This is a genomic window from Granulicatella sp. HMSC30F09 (assembly GCF_001806915.1).
GTDB lineage: Bacteria > Bacillota > Bacilli > Lactobacillales > Aerococcaceae > Granulicatella > Granulicatella adiacens.
The window spans coordinates 100,986-123,807 of sequence record NZ_KV786423.1 but is presented as its reverse complement, the minus strand read 5'-3'; the positions used below and the strand labels follow the sequence as shown (position 1 = coordinate 123,807).

The 22,822-nt window shown below is 38.1% G+C and carries 20 protein-coding genes; 1 reads left to right on the top strand and 19 read right to left on the bottom strand.

Annotation, left to right across the window (positions count from 1 at the left end):
- Positions 1-63: 63 nt before the first annotated feature.
- From HMPREF3103_RS04940 to uvrB, 3 genes are read right to left on the bottom strand one after another with little or no spacing between them, the layout of a single operon-like run.
- Complete coding sequence (locus tag HMPREF3103_RS04940; protein WP_070437790.1) at positions 64-1,056, bottom strand: aspartate-semialdehyde dehydrogenase; 993 nt, start codon at positions 1,054-1,056, stop codon at positions 64-66.
- A gap of 37 nt (positions 1,057-1,093) precedes the next feature.
- Positions 1,094-1,738 (bottom strand): MmcQ/YjbR family DNA-binding protein, encoded by a 645-nt coding sequence (locus tag HMPREF3103_RS04935; RefSeq protein WP_070437787.1) that lies wholly within the window; start codon positions 1,736-1,738, stop codon positions 1,094-1,096.
- 12 nt (positions 1,739-1,750) lie between these two features.
- Positions 1,751-3,733: an excinuclease ABC subunit UvrB gene (uvrB, locus tag HMPREF3103_RS04930; RefSeq protein ID WP_070437784.1), complete on the bottom strand. Its 1,983-nt coding sequence runs from the start codon at positions 3,731-3,733 to the stop codon at positions 1,751-1,753.
- Between the two features lie 181 nt (positions 3,734-3,914).
- On the opposite strand from uvrB, the gene rpsT reads away from it, so the two are divergent.
- Positions 3,915-4,169 carry a 30S ribosomal protein S20 gene (gene rpsT / locus HMPREF3103_RS04925; protein ID WP_039849208.1) on the top strand — a complete coding sequence of 85 codons (255 nt, stop codon included), beginning with the start codon at positions 3,915-3,917 and terminating at the stop codon, positions 4,167-4,169.
- A gap of 500 nt (positions 4,170-4,669) precedes the next feature.
- Here the strand turns inward: rpsT and HMPREF3103_RS04920 are convergent, their stop codons facing one another.
- The 16 genes from HMPREF3103_RS04920 to HMPREF3103_RS04845 form a co-directional block, all read right to left on the bottom strand.
- On the bottom strand, positions 4,670-4,948 hold the full coding sequence (locus HMPREF3103_RS04920) for a hypothetical protein (protein ID WP_070437781.1): 279 nt from the start codon (positions 4,946-4,948) through the stop codon (positions 4,670-4,672).
- 40 nt (positions 4,949-4,988) lie between these two features.
- Complete coding sequence (gene holA / locus HMPREF3103_RS04915) at positions 4,989-6,008, bottom strand: DNA polymerase III subunit delta (RefSeq protein ID WP_070437778.1); 1,020 nt, start codon at positions 6,006-6,008, stop codon at positions 4,989-4,991.
- Positions 6,009-6,055: 47 nt separating this feature from the next.
- Positions 6,056-8,383 carry a DNA internalization-related competence protein ComEC/Rec2 gene (locus HMPREF3103_RS04910; protein WP_070437775.1) on the bottom strand — a complete coding sequence of 776 codons (2,328 nt, stop codon included), beginning with the start codon at positions 8,381-8,383 and terminating at the stop codon, positions 6,056-6,058.
- Entirely contained in the window at positions 8,380-9,024 is a 645-nt protein-coding gene (locus HMPREF3103_RS04905; RefSeq protein ID WP_148128809.1) for a helix-hairpin-helix domain-containing protein, read from the bottom strand. Before HMPREF3103_RS04905 ends, HMPREF3103_RS04910 begins: the two co-directional genes overlap by 4 nt.
- A 59-nt stretch (positions 9,025-9,083) precedes the next feature.
- Positions 9,084-10,127 (bottom strand): SepM family pheromone-processing serine protease, encoded by a 1,044-nt coding sequence (locus HMPREF3103_RS04900; RefSeq protein ID WP_070437772.1) that lies wholly within the window; start codon positions 10,125-10,127, stop codon positions 9,084-9,086.
- On the bottom strand, positions 10,114-10,647 hold the full coding sequence (gene coaD / locus HMPREF3103_RS04895; RefSeq protein WP_070437769.1) for a pantetheine-phosphate adenylyltransferase: 534 nt from the start codon (positions 10,645-10,647) through the stop codon (positions 10,114-10,116). Before coaD ends, HMPREF3103_RS04900 begins: the two co-directional genes overlap by 14 nt.
- Before the next feature lies 1 nt (position 10,648).
- Positions 10,649-11,224, bottom strand: coding sequence for a 16S rRNA (guanine(966)-N(2))-methyltransferase RsmD (gene rsmD, locus HMPREF3103_RS04890; protein ID WP_070437766.1), 576 nt, complete (start codon positions 11,222-11,224; stop codon positions 10,649-10,651).
- 510 nt (positions 11,225-11,734) lie between these two features.
- Entirely contained in the window at positions 11,735-12,166 is a 432-nt protein-coding gene (locus HMPREF3103_RS04885) for a NusG domain II-containing protein (RefSeq protein WP_049554353.1), read from the bottom strand.
- Positions 12,150-12,584 carry a hypothetical protein gene (locus tag HMPREF3103_RS04880; protein ID WP_148128808.1) on the bottom strand — a complete coding sequence of 145 codons (435 nt, stop codon included), beginning with the start codon at positions 12,582-12,584 and terminating at the stop codon, positions 12,150-12,152. The genes HMPREF3103_RS04885 and HMPREF3103_RS04880 overlap by 17 nt, the downstream gene beginning before the upstream one ends.
- A 180-nt stretch (positions 12,585-12,764) precedes the next feature.
- Positions 12,765-13,685: an ABC transporter permease gene (locus HMPREF3103_RS04875; RefSeq protein WP_070437760.1), complete on the bottom strand. Its 921-nt coding sequence runs from the start codon at positions 13,683-13,685 to the stop codon at positions 12,765-12,767.
- An 18-nt stretch (positions 13,686-13,703) separates the two neighbouring features.
- Positions 13,704-14,666 (bottom strand): oligopeptide ABC transporter permease, encoded by a 963-nt coding sequence (gene opp4B, locus HMPREF3103_RS04870; protein WP_070437757.1) that lies wholly within the window; start codon positions 14,664-14,666, stop codon positions 13,704-13,706.
- A gap of 2 nt (positions 14,667-14,668) precedes the next feature.
- Positions 14,669-15,613, bottom strand: a complete 945-nt coding sequence (locus tag HMPREF3103_RS04865; RefSeq protein WP_049554349.1) for an ABC transporter ATP-binding protein — start codon at positions 15,611-15,613, stop codon at positions 14,669-14,671.
- Positions 15,613-16,614 (bottom strand): ABC transporter ATP-binding protein, encoded by a 1,002-nt coding sequence (locus tag HMPREF3103_RS04860; protein WP_005607318.1) that lies wholly within the window; start codon positions 16,612-16,614, stop codon positions 15,613-15,615. The genes HMPREF3103_RS04865 and HMPREF3103_RS04860 overlap by 1 nt, the downstream gene beginning before the upstream one ends.
- 308 nt (positions 16,615-16,922) lie before the next feature.
- Entirely contained in the window at positions 16,923-18,707 is a 1,785-nt protein-coding gene (locus HMPREF3103_RS04855; RefSeq protein ID WP_070437754.1) for an oligopeptide ABC transporter substrate-binding protein, read from the bottom strand.
- 193 nt (positions 18,708-18,900) lie between these two features.
- Positions 18,901-20,700, bottom strand: a complete 1,800-nt coding sequence (locus HMPREF3103_RS04850) for an oligopeptide ABC transporter substrate-binding protein (RefSeq protein WP_070437751.1) — start codon at positions 20,698-20,700, stop codon at positions 18,901-18,903.
- A gap of 244 nt (positions 20,701-20,944) precedes the next feature.
- Complete coding sequence (locus tag HMPREF3103_RS04845; protein ID WP_070437748.1) at positions 20,945-22,738, bottom strand: oligopeptide ABC transporter substrate-binding protein; 1,794 nt, start codon at positions 22,736-22,738, stop codon at positions 20,945-20,947.
- Positions 22,739-22,822 lie beyond the last annotated feature (84 nt).

Here is a 22,822-nt window from a genome sequence, read left to right as displayed (position 1 = left end):
TTTCCTGTCTACTTGACAGGGTGCACTTCACTGTGAGTCCTTTTTTAGCTTTTGTCTTACTCCCTATTTACGTAATCCGTTTGCTTCAATATACTCCGCAATTTGGATGGCATTGCTCGCTGCACCTTTACGGATATTGTCGCCCACACACCAGATGTGGAAGCTGTTTGGTTGAGAAATGTCGCGACGAATACGTCCCACGTACACTTCATCATGTCCAGTTGCTTGTAATGGTGTTGGATACACATTTTCCTCAGGTTTATCTAATACGATTACGCCTGGTGCTTTTGCTAATAATGCACGAATTTCTTCCGGTGTTGTATCTTTTTCGAAAGTCACATTGATTTCTACAGAGTGTGAGTTATATACAGGTACACGCACACAAGTGGCTGTCACAGCTACATCATCTGATAAACCAAGAATCTTGCGCGTTTCTTGAATCATTTTCATTTCTTCTTTTGTATAGCCATTTTCTAAAAACACATCGATATGTGGCAATACGTTATTGTAAATTGGGTGTGGGTAGTTTGTTGGAGCTTCCCCTTTTTCCCCGTTTCTTAAATCGTTAATCCCTGCTTGTCCAGAACCTGAAACCGCTTGGAAAGTTGTATAGGCCACACGTTTTAATCCAAATGCATCATGCAATGGACGTAATGGTACCACTGATTGGATGGTTGAGCAGTTTGGATTTGCGATTATCTTACGTTCTAATGTTGGTGCGTTACATTCTGGTACGACTAAATCAATCTCTGGATCCATTCTCCATGCGCTCGAGTTATCAATCACAATCACGCCGTCACGTTCTGCGATGGGTGCGAATTTCAATGAAGTACCGCCCCCTGCTGAGAAGATCGCGTAGTCAATATCACGCTTGAAGGAGTCTTCCGTTAATTCTTCGACTACATACTCTTTTCCTCTAAACTGTAGTACTTTTCCTGCTGAACGTGCTGATGCAAGTAGATATAAGTGGTCTACTTGTAAGTTACTTTCTTCTAAACGTTCAATCATTTTTGTTCCAACGACCCCTGTCGCTCCTACAATTGCAATATTTACCATAAAAAAATCTCCTTTTGCTAAAACGCTATGTTGAAAATTATAACGAACCTCTTTTAGAAAGTAAAGAATTGTCTTTCTTTGCAACACATTTGTAGCTGTAATAAATACACTCTTTGATGAGTGCTTCATCTGTGCATACATTCAGCGCAATTGAAATCCAATGCTTTTTATTCATATGATACACTTCAAAGAAACCTTCATTCATTAATAGCTTTTCCTTCGTGTCCGGATCAATTTTCACATTCAAGATTAACACTCGTTCTTCACTTGCAACCCCTAATTTATGGAACGGGATTTCCGTCATCAAGGCATAGCATTTTCCTTCCTCTTCCACTCTAAACAACGTAGCGGATGATCTTTTGAACGGTTGCGAACTAAAAGGAACAATATTACTATGAATCCAATTCGTCCATTTTTCCCTCGTGGCGCTCAGTTCTCCCTGAAGAGGATGAATCCACTTGGTAGCAATTTCACCGGCTTCTTCTCGAAGAGCTTGGGCAATACTACTTCCTGTTGTTTCTACATCAAACAAAGTGTACCGTTCATTAAACTCATCTAAAACAATGATTTCTAATCCCTTTTCTTTTGTGGCACTGACAATATAGAAGGAGAAACCTTCTATATGACTAAGAATTGTTTCTCCTTCATGTTCTGTCAGGTCTTCTTTTAAATTCCATTTCATTGAATAACCCTCTTATAATTTATACTCAGCTCTTAACTCTAAAATCACATCACGCAGATCAGCCGCTTTTTCGAAATCCAGTGCTTTGGCAGCTGCACGCATATCCAATTCCAGCAACTCGATGGCTTCGCGTCTTTGTTCTTGCGACATTTTCTTGAAGTCTTTTGCGGTGCTTGGAGCATCTTCTTTTTCCACTTCATGTGTAATCGCGATTAAATCACGAATATTCTTCACGATGGTCTTCGGAACGATGCCGTGTTCCTTATTATAAGCCTCTTGGACACTACGACGACGGTTTGTTTCATCAATCGCCCTTTGCATAGAGTCCGTAATCTTATCGGCATACATAATCACTCGTCCATTTGCGTTTCGTGCGGCACGTCCAATCGTTTGCACTAAAGCTCGCTCACTACGTAGGAAGCCTTCTTTGTCTGCATCTAAAATCGCCACTAGAGAGACTTCTGGTACGTCTAAGCCCTCACGAAGCAAGTTGATTCCGACCAATACATCGAATTCTCCTAATCGCAAGTTTCGGATGATTTCAGTACGTTCCAATGTCTTAATATCACTATGAAGATACTTCACTTTAATGCCTACTTCTTCTAGGTAATCGGTTAAATCTTCAGACATTTTCTTCGTAAGCGTCGTAATAAAGACACGTTCATTTCGTTCAACACGTAAATTAATTTCACTAATTAAGTCATCAATTTGACCTTTGATTGGACGAACTTCCACAGGCGGATCGAGCAAGCCTGTCGGACGAATGATTTGCTCGGTAACTTTTGGCGTATGTGCTAATTCATATGGCCCTGGAGTCGCCGAAATATAAATAATTTGCGGAACTTTCTCTTCGAACTCTTCAAAGCGTAATGGACGATTATCTAACGCACTTGGCAATCTAAATCCGTACTTAATTAACTGCTCCTTACGCGCGCGGTCCCCATTATACATTCCACGAATTTGAGACATCGTAATATGAGACTCATCCACTACAAATAGTGCATCTTCTGGGAAGAAATCAAGCAATGTATATGGCGGTTGCCCTGGCTTTCTCCCATCCATATGTCGAGAATAGTTTTCAATCCCATTACAATATCCCATCTCAAGGAGCATTTCAATATCGTAATTGGTTCTTTGCTCTAATCGCTGCGCTTCGAGCAACTCATTATTATCCCTTAATTCTTGTAAGCGGAGGGCGAGTTCTTCTTTAATCGTTGCAACCGCCTTAGAGATTTGGTCTTCATTCGCGACAAAGTGCGTGGCCGGGAAGATTGGAACATGCTCTACCGTTGCCTTAATTTCTCCTGTTAACACATCTACTTCTTTAATCGCTTCGATTTCATCACCAAAAAACTCGATTCGAAATGCTGTCGCATCATGTCCCGCGAGGAAGATTTCGACTACATCGCCTCGCACTCGGAATGTTCCCCTTCTGAAATCATAGTCATTGCGCTCAAACTGCATTTCAACTAAACGACGCAGCAATTCATCTCTTTCTATTTCCATTCCTTCTCGAAGAGACAATACATGGTCACGATAGTCTTCTGGATTTACTAACCCGTACATAGAAGATACGGAAGCAACTACAATGACATCTCTTCTTTCCAAAAGCGCGCTTGTAGCAGAGTGACGCAACTTATCGATTTCATCATTGACACTGGATTCTTTTTCAATATAAGTATCACTAGAAGGCACATAGGCTTCTGGTTGGTAGTAATCATAATAAGAAACAAAATATTCTACAGCATTGTCTGGAAAGAATTCTTTTAACTCTCCATATAATTGCCCTGCTAATGTTTTATTATGGGCTAACACTAATGTTGGCTTATTCACTTCTTTAATTACATTAGCAATCGTAAATGTCTTCCCAGTACCTGTCGCACCAAGAAGTGTCTGTTCTTTAACGCCCTTATTAAGCCCCTCCACTAATTCCTGGATGGCCTGAGGTTGATCTCCTTGTGGCGTATACGGAGCCACTAGTTTAAATTCATTCATACCTTCACCTCTTTTTTCGATTCTTTTCCATTATACCATCAATAAACAATATTTACCGCCAGCTTGCACCCTCCCAACCCTATACCTTGCTTGCATTTCATACTGGACTTTTGTATAATAGTCCGTGTTGGAAACAACTGATCAGTGATTATACATGTAAAATGAAAGAGGGGTGAACCCATTGCCAAATATCGCATCACAAATCAAACGTGTTCGTACTAACAAAAAGTCAACACTAGCAAACAACTCACAAACTTCTGCTATGCGTACTGCTATCAAAAAATTCGAAGCTGCAGTAGCTGAAGGTGCTGAAAATGCTGAAGAATTATTACGTGCTGCTCACAAAGCAATCGACGGAGCTGCTTCTAAAGGATTAATCCACAAAAACAAAGCTTCTCGTGACAAATCACGTCTTGCTGCAAAATTAAGCAAATAATAATTAGCCTGAGAATTGATCTCGGGCTCTTTTTTTATGCTCTGAAATAGAAGTGGTGCTTCTTGTTGGTTGGGTAAAATCCTTACGGATTTCTTCAAGGTAGATTTTTATATCGGATAAACTGAAAAGAATCAGTTTTGTTATTGAAAGAGTTATAGCGGGGCAACGGCTCGAGCCTAGTTCTCTCGCCTTTAAAGCCTCAAAGCAGGAGTACGGAAGGACTTCCTACTCCTGCTAATTCGCATTTAATGCACTTTCCCGCTATTCTTTCAATAAACTGATTCTTTTTTGTTTATCCTCTTATTAGATTTTACCCGTAGAATCCGTAAGAATTTTACCCTATTCTTGATTCCAGAGATAAAAAAGAAGCCCGATCAATGGGACTGCTCCGGGAAAGAAAAGAGAGCCCGGGCAATTAAAAGGCTAAGGGAAAGGTAAAGCCTCCTAAAAAAAAGAGAGTGCCGGGGAAGGAGGATTCCTCTCCTGGCACTCTGATTTTGTTAGACAGATAAGTCATCGATAAATTGTTTGGCTTCGGCTAAGCCCATTCCTGTTTCGTCACGTAAGTCTTTGATTGCTTGAATAAGGCGACCGTCGCGTTTTAATGTACGTAAGTGTTCTTCGAGTTCTTCTGGGATATACTCTACTTCTTCGTTAGATGAACGATTAGTATTCGAATAGGAACTTTCTCTATTAGAAACATTGTTTGTTTTTACCTTTACATAACTTAGTAATACTAACACTACAACTGCAGCGATAATGATCATCATTGGGGTCATACATATTCCTCCATATTGTATATTTGAATTTTGTTGTTTTCTACGCGCAAAACTGTAAGATAAACCATTCCAGTTGCATCTCTTTAATGCCTACACTCGTCTTTAAAGCATATTCTGTGTCGACCAATTGCATAAAGGCTTTTTCTAAAAGGGGTAACCCAAATCTTCTGGATTGTTGCAAGGCAATCTTCACACGGTACGGATGTACGCCCAGTGTCTTTTGAATTTCTGGTTCTTGATATCCTTCTCTTTTCAAGTAGGACACTTGAAGCAATAATCGAAACTGTCCTAAAAGAATCGCATTCATCTTCAAGGGGTCTTCTTTTTGTAGTAACATATCGTGATAGATTTGGAGCGCCTTGACTCCTTCTTTTTTCAAAATTGATTCCCCGAGTTCAAAAATATTCTGTTCCAATGTTTTGGCGACTAAACTCTCGACTAATTCCAGTGGTATCATTTTTGTATCAATGGAAGCAATCATCAGTTTATCTAATTCTTTCATACTATTCGTTAGTGAATATTGCGTTTTTACGAGTAAAGTCTCAAGTGCTTCTTCTTGAATGGTGTACTGGTGGTTACGCAGAGAATCTTGAATATACTGTTTAACATCTCTCTCTGTTAGTTCACTAGCATCTAATAAAACCGCCACTTTCTTTAACTGTTTCACGATTTTCTTTCGTTGATCCAACTTATCATACGGAGCAAAGAATACCATCACGGAACTGTCCATTGGATTTTCCAAATAGGCTTGCAACCTTTCTAATTGATGATCCATTGATTTTTTCTCTTTTTCCCCTGTAAAAAAGCTTGGATTATCAACCAGTACTAATCTTCTCTCTCCAAAAAAAGGAACCGACTCTGCATCTTGAATAGCTGTTTGAATAGAGACTTCCTCCATATTGAATCGTCCCACATTCAAGTCTTGATCTTCAGGAGCCACAATGGTCTCTAAAAACACTTTCCGTGCAAGTTCTTGTAAATAAGGTTCTTTTCCTTGAACTAAATAAACCAGATTCACTTGCCCGTTTTTAATGCGATCGAGTTGTTTCTCAAATTCCATCTTTCCGCCTCCTGTCCTTTAAGTTTATCTTGAAACGTGGGCTTTGTCTATTCTTTCAATTTTTGACGTTTTTTCGATAGTTTCGTAGAAATTTCGATTTGTTCTTTTCTAAAATAAAGACGAATTTGTCCATCTTGATCCGTGCGGAAAATATGAGCGTGTATGCCGTTCAGCCTCCCTACCGTCTCAATTGAAGGATGGCGATAACCATTATTCTTCCCGCAAGAAACCAAGGCAATAGAAGGGGAAGCTTTTTGTAACAATGCTTCGCTTGTAGACGTTCGACTTCCATGATGTCCCACTTTCAAAATTGAAAAATGCAAATTGGGAGTATCTTTTAGAATATTGTCTTCTACTTTTTCAGAAGCATCGCCAGTGAGTAACACGGTATGCTTTTGAATCGTTAGTAGAGCTACAATTGAATCATCATTTTCTCCTTGGGAAACGTCTTTTGGCCACAGAATTTGCCACTTCATTTGATTCCATTTCCACTCGTTTCCTGAAGAAACCAACTTCCACCGTGTGGACGGATAGTCCTTTTTTAATAGTTGCATCAATGGAAGATTCTCCATCCCTTTTCCAATCACTATTTCTTTAATTTTAATCTGTTTTGCAATTGCTTGAAGATTCCCGACATGATCTTCGTCTCCATGGGAAAGCATTACTTGCGACAATTCTGAAAGTCCTTCTGCTTGAAGAGCAGGAATGACGGTTGTGTCTCCTTGAGATTTTCTCTTGCGCCTTTTCCATTCTTCTTTGGAGGCAAAATCGCTCAATCCACCCGTATCGATTAATGTCGCTTGATTCCATCCTGGAGCCATTACTAAAATCGAATCTCCTTGTCCGACATCAATCATTATTAATTCATTTCCCCAATGATAGGGAACTTCTATCAGAAGTAAAATAAGAGTCCCCAGACAAAAAAGTCCTTTTTTAACCGTCATCTTCCTTCGTTCACATAGCACAAGAGCGAAAAGAATTAGCAAAAAATAACAAATCCACTCCCATGGTTCCCAAATGCCGAATGTAAATTTTGTAAAGGTGAACTTCTGACAAAAGGTTAATACTTGCGTGAGCCCCGAAAGAAGTGCTTCTCCCAGAAAGCAAATGATGTCCACTAAATTTTCCCATCCCGATAATACCGCAATCAAATAAATCGTTAATAACGGGAATAGAACCCCTTCAAACAATAGCGAAAACAACGCAGTAAGAACGATGCTAAAGGCATTCCAATAAAAGAAATACTGACAGACGAGTGGCAGAGCCATAACACTCACTCCTATTGGAATCCATAATGAAGCGTTGACTTTAGGAAGCACATTTTTTTGCCATTTGGATAATAGAAGAATCACTGCGCTAAGAGCATAACTTAATTGAAAAGCGACATTCCAAAGAATTCCTGGCCAAATGAGGAGCGATACGACAAGCATCCCTAAAAGGCTCCATAGTTGAGAGTGATGACGAAGAGGCGTCCATCGTTTCAAAAGAATCGAGAGGATCACCATTCCAATCGCGCGTGTCCCACTAATGCCCCATCCGATGACAAACCCATAGAACAGCACAAAACACATTAATACACCATCTGTTCTCTCTCGAGTAATCCCGCACCTCCAGCAAAACTTTTGCAGAACCGAAACCATTAACGAAATATGAAGCCCCGAAATCGCTAATACATGCAGAATCCCAAGTTGTTTGTACCGTTCCCATACTTCTTCATCAAATCCTGATTTTTCCGCAAGAAGCAATGCTAATGTATATTGTTTGACCTGGTTTTCCTTCTGCATGCGCACTTGATGTAGCAGCCAGAAACGAAGATTTTCAATAGCAGCATGGATTCCTTTGACAACGATTTTTCTATTTGATAGACTCTCAATTTTGAAAGAATGAAGAATCCCCAAACTCAAATAGTGATTTTTCGCCTCAAAATTCCCTTTATTTCTAGCTGGTTCGATTTCCTCAATAATTCCTTCGACAGATACCTTTACCACATGATCCAGTTCTAGAAATTCCTTTTGCTCCTCTTCCGAAGTAAGAGTATAACGGAAAAATACTCTTTCACTCTGTCCTTCAGCTTCTAGAAGAGCACTTCCTGTTAACAAATCCCCATTCACTTTGAGGTGATGGGGATTTAATATCATTTGCCCATGGAGAGGTTGTGAAGGGTAAAAAGGAGTTTGTGTAATAGCCTGGATATAATAAAATGAGCGAATAGAAAAAATTCCAACGAGCATTAGACCCATTACTTTTTTTCGTACTGATTGTTTACGGATAAGACCCACTACGATGAGCAGTAATGGAAGAACCCATCCCACTTTCCCGACTGAAAAAACGACCATCGCCATCCCCATCACGCTTGTAAGAACAAAGTAAATCATTGGACAATCACTCTTTCCTCAAAGGATTCATATAATTTCTTTCCAATCCCTCTGACTTTCATAAGTTCTTCTTTGTTTTTAAAGGAACCATTTTGCTTTCGATATTCTATAATGGCTTCTGCCTTTTTCTCCCCAATCCCTTTTAATGTCTTCAATTCTTCAACGGTTGCCGTATTAATATTGACCTTACCTTCTTTTCCAACTTCCTTTTTCTGAGACGTGGGCGCTTGAGCGAGCTCCGAATTCACTTCTTCTCCCTTTTTGGGGACTACAATCACCATTTGATCCTCTAAGAGTTGAGCTAAATTCAATTTTTGATCATCTGCTAATGGAGTGAACCCTCCTGCAGCCTCAATGAGGTCTTTCACTCTACTTTCTGCTTTCATTTGATAAACTCCTGGGTGGTGAACTTCTCCTTTTACATCAACATAAATGACGGTCGAAACCGTTGTTTTATCTTCTACCTCTTGAGGAAGAATGGTTGTCTCTGCTAGGGATGTGGCAGCTTCTTCCACCTCTTCCCCTTGGCGACTCATCCAAAAAAGCCCCATCCCGATAATGAGGCAAACAAATAAAACACTCCCTTTTACTTTCCAATTCATTTCTTCCCATTTATTTCTCCATGTATCAAAAAAAGCCATTTTTCTCACTCCTTAAAAAGATTGCTCCAATTAAAGATATGAGAAAAATGACTCTCCTGTTATAGATTTTTTAGAATCTCAATCGCTTCTTGTAAAGTTTTCACAGGATAGATTTTAATATCCGTCCCTAACTTTTCAGCTGCTTCTTTGACTTCTTCGTAATTTGTCTTGATATCTGGATAACGCTCACGCATCTCATCCGTGATTTCATCATCCGGTGCTAGGAAAACAGTAGCTCCAGCTTCAATCGCAGCTACTAATTTCTTATCAATCCCACCGATTCTTCCAACTTTTCCATCTAATTCAATCGTTCCAGTTCCCGCAATATTATGTCCTTTTTTCAAATGGCTGTTTGTAATTTGATTATAGATTTCAAGCGTGAACATTAAACCTCCTGAAGTGCCGCTGACACCATGAGGATCAAATTCAATCGACGGATCCGAAGTTACGTCTTCATCAATCTCTCCATCAAATCCTAAACGAATTCTACCAGTACGACTGTTCATTTTTAATTGCTCTCGAATGAGTTGAGGCTTTCCATCGCGTTTGACCATCAGCGATAAATAATGACCTGGTTGCAATGAAGAAAGATAATCTTGTAGTTCTTCAAGACTCTCATCCGTATTTTCAAGTCTCTTTCCATCAATTGTTTCAATGATATCACCGACTTTTAATTTATCACGGAAATTAGAATTTTGATCCACTCGAGTGACAAAAATACCGTTGACTTTACTTTCTACTGACTTTCCAGCTGCTTCAAAGGCGACACGAACTGCTTTTGAACGTGCATTTCGCATACTGAACTCTTGTAATTGATTATATTCTTCTGGTGTATAGTTTCCAAACACTTTTTCTTCAGGTAAAATCTCATGATGTTTGAAAAATTGTTTTAAAGAAGTTAGGACGGTTGCTTGCTCTATATAGACCGTCAGCACTCGCAGTGCCCCTTCTTCTTCATCTTTTGTCCCATTGACCGTTAGAAACTGAGATACATCTTCAGCCGTTCCGGGAGATTCAATGACGTAAGGAATGGGAATGAATGAAATAATCGCTAACAAAATAACCGTTAAAATAATATAAAAAATTTTCTTAGACTTCGACATTTGTAATCTCCTTATCCATTCTAATCTTTCTCTCTGGCGCATCCTTATACTTTTCTTCTAATGCACTTTTTACAACTTCAGGGACAAAAGGACTGACATCCCCACCAAAACGTGCCAATTCCTTCATCATCGAAGAGCTTACAAATCGGTATTCTTCCTTACTGAGCAAAAGAACCGTTTCAACTTCCCCGTTTTGAACACGGTTATGGGATGCAAGAGTCGCTTCATATTCGAAGTCGGTTGCGTTTCGAACCCCGCGCACAAGAACGCTTGCTCCTAACTTGGCTGCAGCCTCTACGGTTAATCCTCCGCTTACGGCTACCACTCTAGCATTGGATACATGCGCAATCACTTTTTCGACCAATGATTTTCTCTCGTCTAATGAAAATAAATAATTTTTCTGAACATTATGCGATAAAACCACAATCACTTCATCGAAGAGCTCACTGCTTCGCTCGATAATATCTAAATGCCCATTCGTAATCGGATCGAAGCTTCCTGCTACTACCGCTTTTCTCATACTAAGCCTCCTCTTCGCTAGCCGCACGGTCAAAGAACACTAAGGCTGTAATCCCGTACTCCACGCGCTTATATTGCTCAAGTTCTAAAATTCGCTCGGGAAGTTGCACTTCCTTATCCACCTCACAGACAATCACGCAGTCTGCGGAAAGCAGGTTGAGTTCTTGCAACTGCTCAATGTCTTTTACAATTTCTTGCAAGCGATACGGTGGGTCCATAAAGACCAACTCGAACGGTTCAAACGCCGGATCACTTGCAATGGTTTTGAGTCCTTGTTTCACGTTTTGTCGTTTTAAATGAAACTGCTCGGGCGATTTTGTAATCTCGATATTTTGCTCAATCGTCTTTTGTGCAAGGCGATTGTTCTCGAATAGAAACGCACGGTCCATCCCACGAGAAACGGCCTCAATGGCAACGGCTCCGCTTCCACTGTACATATCGAGCATGACTCCTCCGTCAAAATAACCGCCCAAAATATTGAAGAGCGATTCTTTTATCTTGTCTGTCGTCGGACGAGTATTTTGGCCCGGTACTGCCTTTAAGCGTCTTCCGCCAAATTCTCCTGAAATAATTCGCACAGTGCATTCCTCCTTATTTCACTATAATACCATATTCCAGCGCTCTTTCGTGAGTTTTTTATAAAATAAGTGGTGCATTAACTATTCATAGGATTTCTTTTGGTGCTTCTTGAAGGTTGGGCTTATGACGCTGATTCGAATCCTTGCGGATTTTTTTATTATAGCTGTAATGGGGCACCGGCTTGAGCCATGGTCTCAAGCTCTTTCAAGATTCAAACGTACTCTAGAAAATAAATTTTCAAGAGTACGTAATTCACTTTGAATGCTATCCCCCATTACTGCTATTATAAAATCCGCTTGATTCTCCTCATCGTCTTCTTCATAGAGAAATTCTTACTAGGAGGATGTCCTAATAAAACTCCGAAATAGCTTGGTGTATAAAAATTTGCTGTGTGATTTTAGTCCATTTGGCGTACCGCAAAGGCAACGGGAAAAATACTCTCCTCCTTGGAACGGGAAATGTCGAGAAATCAAAAAGTCCGCTACAACTGCAGCGAACTTTCCTTTATTTTATAACGGGATAATGGTGTCATTATCACTATTGGCAGGCTCGGTTGAGACAATTTCAATCATCAAGCCATGTGGTAAGCAGATGCTGGTCTGCCCCGGTTTAGAAATCCAGCCCGTATTCACAGCAATCTGATCGGGGCTATTATCCTCTTTATCTCTAATTCTAGTTCCATCAACTTCGATAATATTATATTGATTATCATGAGGTTCAAAATAAAACTCTTCACGAGGCGTGTTTTCGCTCAACTCGATGCGCTGAACTTCCTCCCCATCAATGGTAATGATGGCATATATTTTGGCTTCCTCTTTGACGGTTGCTTGTTGGTAAGCATAAATTGCATTTGGTAAAAATGATAAGACCAATAACACGAGCACAATAATAATGTCGAATGGCTTTATCAAATCAGAATACTTCTTAAATATCGTTCTCATCCTTTAACTCTAATAATGTTCTTCGTACTTCTGAGGCAATTTTTGAACCAATCACGAGTAATTCATACAAAGTGAAAGTTTCAAATGGAGTTACTCTTCCCACATAGCGAATAAAAAGTTCACCGTCTGGATCCATGAGTAGCGTATAGTAGGCCACTAACTCCTGGTTTAAGCGATTAATGGTAAAAAGTACATCGAATAAATCTAAACCTAAGTCTTTTCCATTTCCGATTCCTTCATAAGTGATTTGGTAATCGGTACGGTCCTGGCTATCATCAAACACGACGCTAAACGGAAACTCATCTTCTCCTTCTGAATACAGACCCAGAAACGCAATTCCGTCATTGCCTAAATCTTTCTTATCCAGTTTCAATTCACGGTTCTTTAGTACCGTTTCAAATGATTCACTTACGTACATCGTGGCCACTCCTTTCGCCATTTGTATTCTCTATTTTACTAGATTCCCTTCTATTTCACAACCAAACATCGAAAACCTAAACTTTTCTTCTCTATTAGGTACGAAAAAATTTTCTGTTTGGCCTTTTGCGCACAAAAAAAGAGACTGAAGTTTCCTTCAATCTCTTTTGCTGTTTTATGATTAACCTAAACGTTGGCGAGAATCCGCTGCACGTTGTAAGGCTTGACCAACATAGTTGATACATAACATCATGATTAAGATTAAGATTGTGGCTGGTAACCAAACCCATAATTTGTTTTCAATGATGTCCGCATTTTTCGCTGCAGAGATTAATGTACCAAGTGATGGTGTTGTAAATGGTAAACCGAAACCTAAGTAAGTTAACCCTGTTTCAATACCGATGTTCCCTGCTAAACGTAAGATTAAGTTAACGATAATTAATGAACTTAAGTTTGGCAAGATTTCACGGAACATAATACGGATATCACTTGAACCTAATGTCTTAGATGCATTTACATAGTCTAAACTTGCTTCTTGAAGTGTACGTGTTCTGAATAAACGAGCAGAACCTACCCAATAGAAGGCTGTCATGATAAATACGAAGTGGAACATTGTGTAGTTTGGAATCACTGTTACGAACACGATGATGATCATCAATGTTGGTAAGATCATGATAAAGTCAACGACACGCATTAAAGTTGTGTCCACCCATTTACCGTAGTAACCAGAAATCAATCCAACGATGATACCGATGATACATGTCAAGATTGTAACTGAGAAACCGATTAATACTGAGTTACGAGCCCCGATAATTAATAAGGCTAAAACGTCACGACCACTTTCGTCAGTCCCTAAAATGTGCGCATTTGATGGAGCTTTATAACGACCTAAAATGTTTACTTTAAGAGCTGTATCTTCATTAATAAACATTGGTCCAATAAAGATCACTAAGAAAATTAACACTAATAAAATTAACGCTGTTAAGGCAATTTTATCTTTTAAAAACTCCCGTACAATAACCTGAAAACCAGCAGGCGGTGTAGATACGGTGCTTTCTTCAACGACAGTTTCTTCAACTGTATTTACATTATTTTGCTCCATTTGCTACTCCTCCTTTAATTATTGTACACGGACACGTGGGTCTACAATACTCATAATAATATCTGATAATAGCGTACCTAGAAGAGTCGCTGTACCAAATAGTAATAGTAACGCTAAGATTACTGAGTAGTCACGTCCTGTAATAGATGATACGAATAAGTTCCCCATTCCTGGATATGAGAAGATGTTTTCGATAAATACAGAACCACCGATTAAACCAGTGAATTCATATCCTAAGAAAGCTGCAATCGGTAAGATTGAGTTACGGAAGATGTGGCGGTTGAACACAACATTTTCAGGAACCCCTTTCGCACGTGCTGTACGAACGTAGTCTTGGCTCTTCGCATCGATAACCCCAGTACGTAAGTATTGAATCGTACCAGTAGTTGAAAGAATCGCCATCGTAAACGCTGGTAGAATTAAGTGGTGGAATTTGTTCAAGTAGTAAGCTAATGTTCCGCTCACGACGTCTGAATCGACAGAACCACGAGTTGGGAACCAACCTAATGTATAACCAAATAACCATAATAATACTAAGGCGAATACGAATACTGGGATTGAGTAAGTAATGAATGTATATACTACGATTGCTTTGTCAGCCCAAGAGTTTTGGTAGCGACCTGCAATCATCCCTAATGGTAATGCAATTAAGTAAGTTAAAATCAATGTTAATAATGATAACCAAACTGTGTTACCAATACGTTCACCGATTAATTTTGTAACTTCATATTTGTAAGTATAACTTTGACCGAAGTCTCCGCGGAAAGCTTTAGAAATCCAGTTCCAATATTGTACAGGAAGTGGATCATAGAATCCAGATTTCACACGTAAAGCTTCAATTGTATTTGGATCCGTTTCTGGAGTAATTAAACCTGTAAATGGATCCCCTGGCATCATCTTCGCGATTAAGAATGCTAACACACTAAGGATGAAGATTTGTGGCAACATCAATAACACACGACGTAAAATGGTTTTCCACATAATTAGTTTCCTCCTTTTGGATTTAATGCAACAGCATGTGTGTCTGAGATTTTTTGTAAATCGAATACACGACCGTTTTCATCATAATAAAGTTTTTGATTTTCTTGATAGAATTTCTCAGCTTCTTTACGACGAAGTTTGTTTGCTTCACGGTTTTCTGGATCGATAACCGGAATCGCAGATAATAGACGTTTTGTATAAATATGTTGTGGATTTGCATAAATATCCTCAGCACGTCCAGTTTCAACGAAACGTCCACGGTACATGATGAATAACTCATCACACATATGTTTTACAACCCCAAGGTCATGGGAAATAAATAAGTAGCTTAAGTTGAACTCATCTTGGATACGTTTCATGTAGTTTAACACTTGCGCTTGTACAGATAAGTCTAACGCTGATACTGGTTCGTCGGCGATGATTAAACGAGGGTTACTTGCTAAAGCACGAGCAACACCGATACGTTGTCTTTGACCACCTGAGAACTGGTGTGGATATTTTAATAATGCTTCTTCAGATAATCCGATAATTTCCATTAATTCGATAACACGTTTTTTCTCTTCTTCTGGAGATAAACGTTCAAAGTTTCTTAATGGTTCAGCTACGATATCTAAAATACGTTTTTTAGGGTTAAAACTTGATAGTGAATCTTGGAAGATCATTTGTACATTACGGTTATAGTCTGAAGTACGACGACGTGCTTTGTTTGTTACGTCTTGCCCTTCGTAAATGACTTTACCGCTTGTTACGTGTTCTAGACCAATAATCGATTTACCGATAGTTGATTTCCCAGAACCTGATTCTCCAACAAGACCGTAAGTTTTCCCTTCTTCAATTTCAAGTGACACTCCGTCAACCGCATAAACATGATCCGTTACTCGGTTAAAGAAGCCACTACGAATCGGATAGTGAACTTTTAAATCTTCAATGGTTACAAAACCGCTCATTATGCTTCCTCCCCTTCAAAATGGAAATGTTTATAACATGTACAACGAACGAAGTGATTTGGCCCAACTTCATGAAGTGTTGGATCTTCTTCGTGAGCGTCCGCTGAAATCCACGGAATACGTGGAGCGAAACGGCAACCTTTACGTGGTAATTTTGGTAATGGTGGCACTGTTCCTTTGATTACGTGTAATTCTTGACCTTCTGAACCCGCTTGTGGGATTGATTGTAGTAATGAACGAGTATAAGGATGTTGTGGGTTTGTAAATAATTCAGCAACTGGTGCCACTTCTACAAATTGTCCAGCATACATCACGGCTACACGGTCAGCTGTTTCTGCTACTACCCCAAGGTCGTGAGTGATTAAGATGATTCCAGATTCTGTTTCTTTTTGGATATCATTTAATAAGTCTAAGATTTGCGCTTGGATGGTTACGTCCAAGGCAGTGGTTGGTTCATCGGCAATGATGATTGGTGGTTTACATGATAATGCAATCGCGATAACCACACGTTGACGCATCCCACCTGATAATTCATGTGGATATTGTTTGAAAGTACGTTGTGGGTTTGGAATCCCTACTTGTCCTAACAATTCTAATACACGTTCTGTACGTTCTTTTTCATTTAAATCTGTATGATAATAAAGAGCTTCGTCGATTTGAGCACCAATCGTCATCAAAGGATTTAATGAAGCCAATGGATCTTGGAAAATCATTCCGATATCATTTCCGCGAATTTTGTTATATAACGCTTCATTTAAGTTTACTAAATTCACATCATTATAAATAATGTCTCCAGTAATCTTTGTGTTGTTTTTATTGTGTAATCCCATGATAGTTGTCGCTAGTGTAGATTTCCCACATCCTGACTCCCCAACAATGGCCAAAATTTCATTCTTTTCTAATGTTAAAGATACATTATCTACTGCATCATAAAAATCATCTTTGATACGGAAACCAACGTGCAAGTTATTGATTTCTAATAGTGGCTTATCAATTGTCAAATCCGATTCCTCCTTATTTTTTGTAGTGTAACTATTTGTATTTTAAAATAATAAACATTGTTTCCATTATACGTTGATTCCAGCTTGAATGCAAATTGTAAGACAATTCCAGCGCAAATACAACGTATTTTTAGTTTACCATGAATTAGACTTGAATGCTATTATTTATGAGCAAAAAATTAACTTTTCTCATGTTATTTTAATTTTGATTCATTCTAAAAAATGAAAAAATCTTCCAATTGATTTTTCTTTTAAAGCTTTTTTCTATAGGAACGAAAAAGACTGGCAGTGCCAGTCTTTTTGAAACCTTATTTCGCTGCTGTATCACTCGTTAATTCGATTTGATATAGAGCTGATTTTTGACTACCTAAGTTAACATCGTAGTATTTCACACGTTTGTTAACAGCAGTAATCGATTCTCCGACTAACGTTGGGAAAATAAACGCTTTATCATGAACGTATTTTTGCCATTCTTTGTAGAACTCAATGTTTTTCGCTGAGTCAAAGGCTTCTGTTGAACTGATTTTCTTCATAATTGCAGTTCCTTCTGGATCTACATAACGTTCAAAGTTAAATTTCGCTGTTTCCCCGAACAATCCTTCTGGGTTTGGATCGTAACCTGTTGACCATCCTGCTGCAAACACATCGATTTCTGGATCGTCTCCTTGAACTTTATCATAGAATGAGTTCAATTCAATCGTACGTCCTGTGTACAGTTGAACGTCTAACCCGATTTCTTTCCACCAGTTTAAGTATTGTTGTACTAATGATTCGTTGGCTTCGTCACGTGTACGAGCGGCAAAAGTAATTTTCAACTTAGAACCGTCTTTGTTTTCACGAAGCCCATCTCCATCCACATCTTTATATCCTGCTTCATCCAATAATTGTTTCGCTTTTTCAGGATTGTAAGTAAATCCTTCTTGGTCTTTATTATAAACATCATTAAAGAACGGAATGATAATAGAATTTGAGGCATGTTGTAATCCGTTATACAAGTTTTGACCCGCTGCTTCAACATCTAGTGCATACGCCATCGCTTGACGTAGGTTTACATCACTCATTTTTGCATTTGGATTTGTTACGTTTTTACCTGTAGCAGTATCATATTTTCCTAAGTGGAAACCGATATATTCATAGGTTGAAGCTTGTGAACTTAAGAAAGTCACATTTGTTAAATCTTTATAAGCTTCATATTGCGCGTTTGGCATTGTCGCGATATCGTAATTACCAGCTTTCATTTCTGACACGATATTATCTGGTGAAACGACTTCCATTACGACTTTATCTACTTTAGCAACACCTTTATAATAGTGTTCATTTGGAACGAGTGTCACAGATTCTCCGGCTACAATAGAATCAATTTTGAATTGTCCTAGTCCAACGAATTTTTTACCACGAACGTAATCACTTTGTTCCCACTCCGCTTCAGGAATATCTTTGAAGATATGTTTTGGCATGATGTATGCAGAAACAGAACCTCCCGCTAATTGCATTGACGGGCTCATTTCTTTGAAGTGAATTTTTACAGTGTAATCATCCACTTTTTCAAGACCTGAAACACTATCTGCTTTTCCACTGTGATATTCCTCCATTCCGACGACATTTTTAAAATCACCGTCGTAACGAACACCTGTATAGTCTTTATTTCCGATAGCTTGATAAGCGAAAATATAGTCATCGATTGTCACTGGTTGACCATCCGACCATTTATACTCTTTTGAATTTAAAGTGACCGTTGCTGTTTTATTCTCAACATCAAATTCAATACTTGCTAGACCTGTATTGGTTAATTTACGGTTCTCATCATATTCAAACATGCTTTCATCTATAAGCCCCCCGATCGTTGAATCGGTAGTATTTTGAGATAGCTCATCCGCAAAAATTCCAGCAAACGGTGATGAAGATACGATAGCATATTTTAATGTGCCGCCTTTAATCGGCGTGCCTTCATGAGTGACTTCTGATGCATACTTCGTTTTGGGTGTACTAGCTTCAGTACTTGTTGTCGACGAACTACTATTATTTCCGCCACAAGCAGCTAAGGTTAAAGCTGTCGTTGCAGAAAACAAAATCATCATTTTTTTCTTGTTCATATTCATTCTCCGTTCTTTTGTTTTGCGCTTATTTCGAATCCATAAATTTATGTTGGGACTATAATACTTGATTTTTTATCAAATTGCAAGTGTTTTTTAATCTTATTTTAATTTTCATCATTTTTTACTCATTTTTGAATTTTTTCAAAAACAAAACAAGCCTAGGAAATTTCCTAGACTTGTCTTCATTTTATTATTTTGCTCCATCTTCAGAAGTCAATTCGATTTGGTAAACTTGAGCTTTAGAACCACTTGTTGCAATTGAAGTGTCATAGTATTTCACACGTTTATTAACAGCAGTTACACTATCCCCTACTAAAGTTGGAATCATGAAAGCTTCATCTTTAGCATATGCTTGCCATTCTTTGTAGAACTCTTTATTTTTCGCATCGTCAAAAGCGTCTGTTGAAGAAATTTTCTTCATAATTTCAGTACCTTTTTCATTTACATAGCGAGAGAAGTTAAATTTAGCTGTTTCACCAAACAAGTTAGATGGGTTTGGATCATAACCTGTTCCCCAACCACCAGCGAACATATCGATTTCTGGATCATCTGCTTGGATTTTAACGTAGAAGTTATTTGATTCAATTGTACGACCTGTATAAAGTTGTACATCTAAACCAACTTCTTTCCACCAAATTAAGTATTGTTGGATTAATGACTCATTCGCTGCGTCACGAGTACGAGCGGCAAAGTTAATCGTTAATTTAGAACCATCTTTATTTTCACGGATTCCGTCACCATCAACATCTTTATAACCCGCTTCATCTAATAATTGTTTTGCTTTCTCTGGGTTGTAAGTAAATCCTTCTTGCTCTTTGTTATATACATCTTTGAAGAATGGTAAGATGATAGAGTTTGTACCATAGTTCAATCCGTGGTATAAGTTTTCACCAGCTGAATCGATATCTAGTGCATAACCAATTGCTTGACGAAGAGCAGGATCACTCATTTTAGCGTTTGGATTCGTTACGTTTTTACCTTGTGATTTATCAAATGTTCCTAATTTGAATGAAATATATTCATAAGAAGGCGCAAATGAACTTAAGAATGTTACGTTTGTTAAATCTTTGAATGCTTCGTATTGAGCACTTGGCATGCTTGCGATATCGTAGTTTCCAGCTTTCATTTCTGAAACGATTGAGTCTGGAGAAACTACTTGCATCACCATTTTATCTACTTTAGGACGACCTTTATAGAAGTTTTCGTTTGCTTTTAAGGTTACAGATTCCCCTGGAACGATTGATTCAATCGTGAACGGTCCTAAGCCAACTACTTTTGTACCACGAACATAGTCACTTTGTTCCCAATCTTTAACTGGAATATCTTTGAAGATATGTTTTGGCATTGTATATGCTGGAATCGCTCCACCTGCTAATTGCATTGATGGTAACATTTTTTCAAAGTGAAGTTTAACAGTGTAGTCATCCACTTTTTCAACACCAGAGATTTTATCTGATTTACCTTCGTGGAAGTCTTTCATTCCAACAATGTTTTGGTAACGGTCATTATAACGAGACCCTGTATAGTCTTTATTACCGATTGCTTCGATCGCAAAGATATAATCGTCGATAGTGAACGGTTGTCCATCTGACCATTTATAGTCTTTTGCATTTAATTTTACAGTTGCTGTTTTCCCTTCAACGTCTAATTCTAATGAAGCTAAACCTGTATTTGTTAATTTACGGTTTTCATCATATTCAAACATTGATTGGTCTACTTGACTTGCAATTGATGAGTCAGTCGTGTTTGTTGATAATTCATCAATGAAAATACCACTGAATGGTGAAGCTGCTACTAAAGCGTATTTTAATGTTCCGCCTTTAATTGCAGTTCCTTCATGAGTAACTTCTGAATTGAATTTTGATTTTGAACTTGCTTTTGCTGGTTCAGATGAAGTGTTTCCACTATTTCCATTATTAGCATTCCCACATGCTGCTAATGTTACTGCTGCCGCTGCAGCTGATAAAAATAATAAGCTCTTCTTTTTCATTTTTCCTCCACTCTCAGACTTCAAGTCCATCCTAACTTCAGATGAATTGTCTGACAAATTAATTCTTGATGTTAATTTTAACAGAATTTTAATTATTTGCAAGAAAAATCTATATTCTTTTTTAACTTTATTTTAAGTACCTGATTTAGACTATATTTCATTAAGAACTCTTTTCTTTTTAAACTTCTTTTTATACAAAAAAAGACCTTGCAAAAGCAAGGCCTTAAAATAAGATTTCATTCAATTATTTATCAGCAACACCAGTATCAGAAAGTAATTCTACTTCTTCCCATCCTGTTGATTTACCTTGAGCGATATCTACATGTTTAACACGTTTGTTTACTGCTGTTAGTGAGTAAGTGTTGAAGCGTGGAACTTGGAATGGGTTTTCGAATACGAATTTTTGCCATTTTTTGAATAATTCAACACGTTTAGCTTGATCGAATGAAGCTTCAGAAGCAATTTCTTCGATTAACTTATTGTGTTCATCATTCACGTAGTGTGAGAAGTTGAAACGAGCTTTTGGTCCGTATAATCCATCTGGGTCAGGGTTGTAACCAATTGTGAATCCACCTAACCACATATCGAAGTCATCCGCATATTTTGTTAATTTTTCAGCGTATGCGTTAAAATCTAATGCACGACCATTTAATAATTCTACGCGTAAACCAACATTTTTCCACCATTCGATGTATTGTTGAATAACAGCTTCATCTGTTTGGCTACCAACTGGAACTAATAATGTAATCGTTAATGGTTTACCTTCTTTATCTTCTACATAGCCATCATTATCCGTATCTTTATAACCTGCGTCGGCTAAGATTTTCTTAGATTCTTCTGGATTGTATGTGAATCCTGGAACTTCTGATTTATCCGCATAGATTTCACCGAAGAATGGTGTTAATAATGTATTTGCTGCAATACGTAAACCTTGATAAGTTTCGTTAGCTACTTGTTCATTATCTAATGCGTAAGCAATTGCTTTACGTAAAGCTGGATCACTCATTTTCTTAGAAGGTTCAAATACGTGTTCACCTTTTTCTTTGTCAAAGTGACCCATATTGAAACCAACATAAGAAATACTGTTTGTGATGTTACCAAGCAATGTGATATTTGATAAGTTTTTATAAGTATCATATTGTTCTTGAGGCATTGAAGCAAAGTCATATTTACCAGCTTTCATTTCTTGAACGATTGAGTCTTGAGATACAATGTCCGCTTTTACGCCGTCCACTTTAGGTTCACCTTTGTAGTAATAAGGGTTTTTCTTGAATGTTACAGATTCCCCTGGAACTACTTTATCAACGATGAATGGTCCGTTACCAACAACTTTAGTACGAGCCGCGTCTGAAGCCACTGCTTGATCATAAGTCATATCCTTGAAGATATGTTTTGGCAAGATATTACTCATAATAGCATTTCCACCTTTTTCTAAAGCTGGATATACTTCTTTCAAGTGAATTTTAACAGTTTGGTCATCCACTTTTTCAAGTCCTGAGATTTTATCTGCTTTTCCTGCGTGGAATTCTTCCATACCAACAACATTTTCAGCATTTTCATCGTAACGAACACCGTTATAGTCTTTATTACCAACAAATTCATAAGTAAAGATATAGTCATCGATTGTTAAAGGTTGTCCGTCTGACCATTTGTAGTCTTTAGAACGTAATTTTAACGTTACAGTTTTATTTTCTCTGTCTAAAGTGAATTCCATCATACCGCCATCTTTTTTGATGCGTTGGTTTTCATCGAATTCGAATAAGTTTGCAAAAGCAAAATCTTCTAATGCACCATCTGAATTATCAATTGATAGTAATGGGTTAATTAACCCTTTAAATGGTGAATCAGATACAATCGCATAGTTAATTGTTCCGCCTTTTACAACTGTCCCTTCATTTGATACTTCAGTTGGGAATTTACGTTCTGATGCTTTTGCAGCAGATTCCCCACCCGCGTTATTCGCTTTGTTATTATTACATGCAGCTAAAGTTACTAATGAAGCAGCACCTAATAAACCAGCAATTGCTTTTTTGTTCATGTGTTTCCCTCCAAGTTTGGATTTGTTTTTAGAATATCTTAGATTTTACTCTTATTCCCATCTCACTTCAACCTTAAATATTAT

What these genes read in the sequence shown, in the direction of transcription:
- HMPREF3103_RS04940 (WP_070437790.1), bottom strand. Translation starts at nt 1,056, where the DNA reads ATGGTAAATATTGCAATTGTAGGAGCGACAGGGGTCGTTGGAACAAAA.
- HMPREF3103_RS04935 (WP_070437787.1), bottom strand. Translation starts at nt 1,738, where the DNA reads ATGAAATGGAATTTAAAAGAAGACCTGACAGAACATGAAGGAGAAACA.
- uvrB (WP_070437784.1), bottom strand. Translation starts at nt 3,733, where the DNA reads ATGAATGAATTTAAACTAGTGGCTCCGTATACGCCACAAGGAGATCAA.
- HMPREF3103_RS04920 (WP_070437781.1), bottom strand. Translation starts at nt 4,948, where the DNA reads ATGACCCCAATGATGATCATTATCGCTGCAGTTGTAGTGTTAGTATTA.
- holA (WP_070437778.1), bottom strand. Translation starts at nt 6,008, where the DNA reads ATGGAATTTGAGAAACAACTCGATCGCATTAAAAACGGGCAAGTGAAT.
- HMPREF3103_RS04910 (WP_070437775.1), bottom strand. Translation starts at nt 8,383, where the DNA reads ATGATTTACTTTGTTCTTACAAGCGTGATGGGGATGGCGATGGTCGTT.
- HMPREF3103_RS04905 (WP_148128809.1), bottom strand. Translation starts at nt 9,024, where the DNA reads ATGGCTTTTTTTGATACATGGAGAAATAAATGGGAAGAAATGAATTGG.
- HMPREF3103_RS04900 (WP_070437772.1), bottom strand. Translation starts at nt 10,127, where the DNA reads ATGTCGAAGTCTAAGAAAATTTTTTATATTATTTTAACGGTTATTTTG.
- coaD (WP_070437769.1), bottom strand. Translation starts at nt 10,647, where the DNA reads ATGAGAAAAGCGGTAGTAGCAGGAAGCTTCGATCCGATTACGAATGGG.
- HMPREF3103_RS04885 (WP_049554353.1), bottom strand. Translation starts at nt 12,166, where the DNA reads ATGAGAACGATATTTAAGAAGTATTCTGATTTGATAAAGCCATTCGAC.
- HMPREF3103_RS04880 (WP_148128808.1), bottom strand. Translation starts at nt 12,584, where the DNA reads ATGTACGTAAGTGAATCATTTGAAACGGTACTAAAGAACCGTGAATTG.
- HMPREF3103_RS04875 (WP_070437760.1), bottom strand. Translation starts at nt 13,685, where the DNA reads ATGGAGCAAAATAATGTAAATACAGTTGAAGAAACTGTCGTTGAAGAA.
- opp4B (WP_070437757.1), bottom strand. Translation starts at nt 14,666, where the DNA reads ATGTGGAAAACCATTTTACGTCGTGTGTTATTGATGTTGCCACAAATC.
- HMPREF3103_RS04865 (WP_049554349.1), bottom strand. Translation starts at nt 15,613, where the DNA reads ATGAGCGGTTTTGTAACCATTGAAGATTTAAAAGTTCACTATCCGATT.
- HMPREF3103_RS04855 (WP_070437754.1), bottom strand. Translation starts at nt 18,707, where the DNA reads ATGAACAAGAAAAAAATGATGATTTTGTTTTCTGCAACGACAGCTTTA.
- HMPREF3103_RS04850 (WP_070437751.1), bottom strand. Translation starts at nt 20,700, where the DNA reads ATGAAAAAGAAGAGCTTATTATTTTTATCAGCTGCAGCGGCAGCAGTA.
- HMPREF3103_RS04845 (WP_070437748.1), bottom strand. Translation starts at nt 22,738, where the DNA reads ATGAACAAAAAAGCAATTGCTGGTTTATTAGGTGCTGCTTCATTAGTA.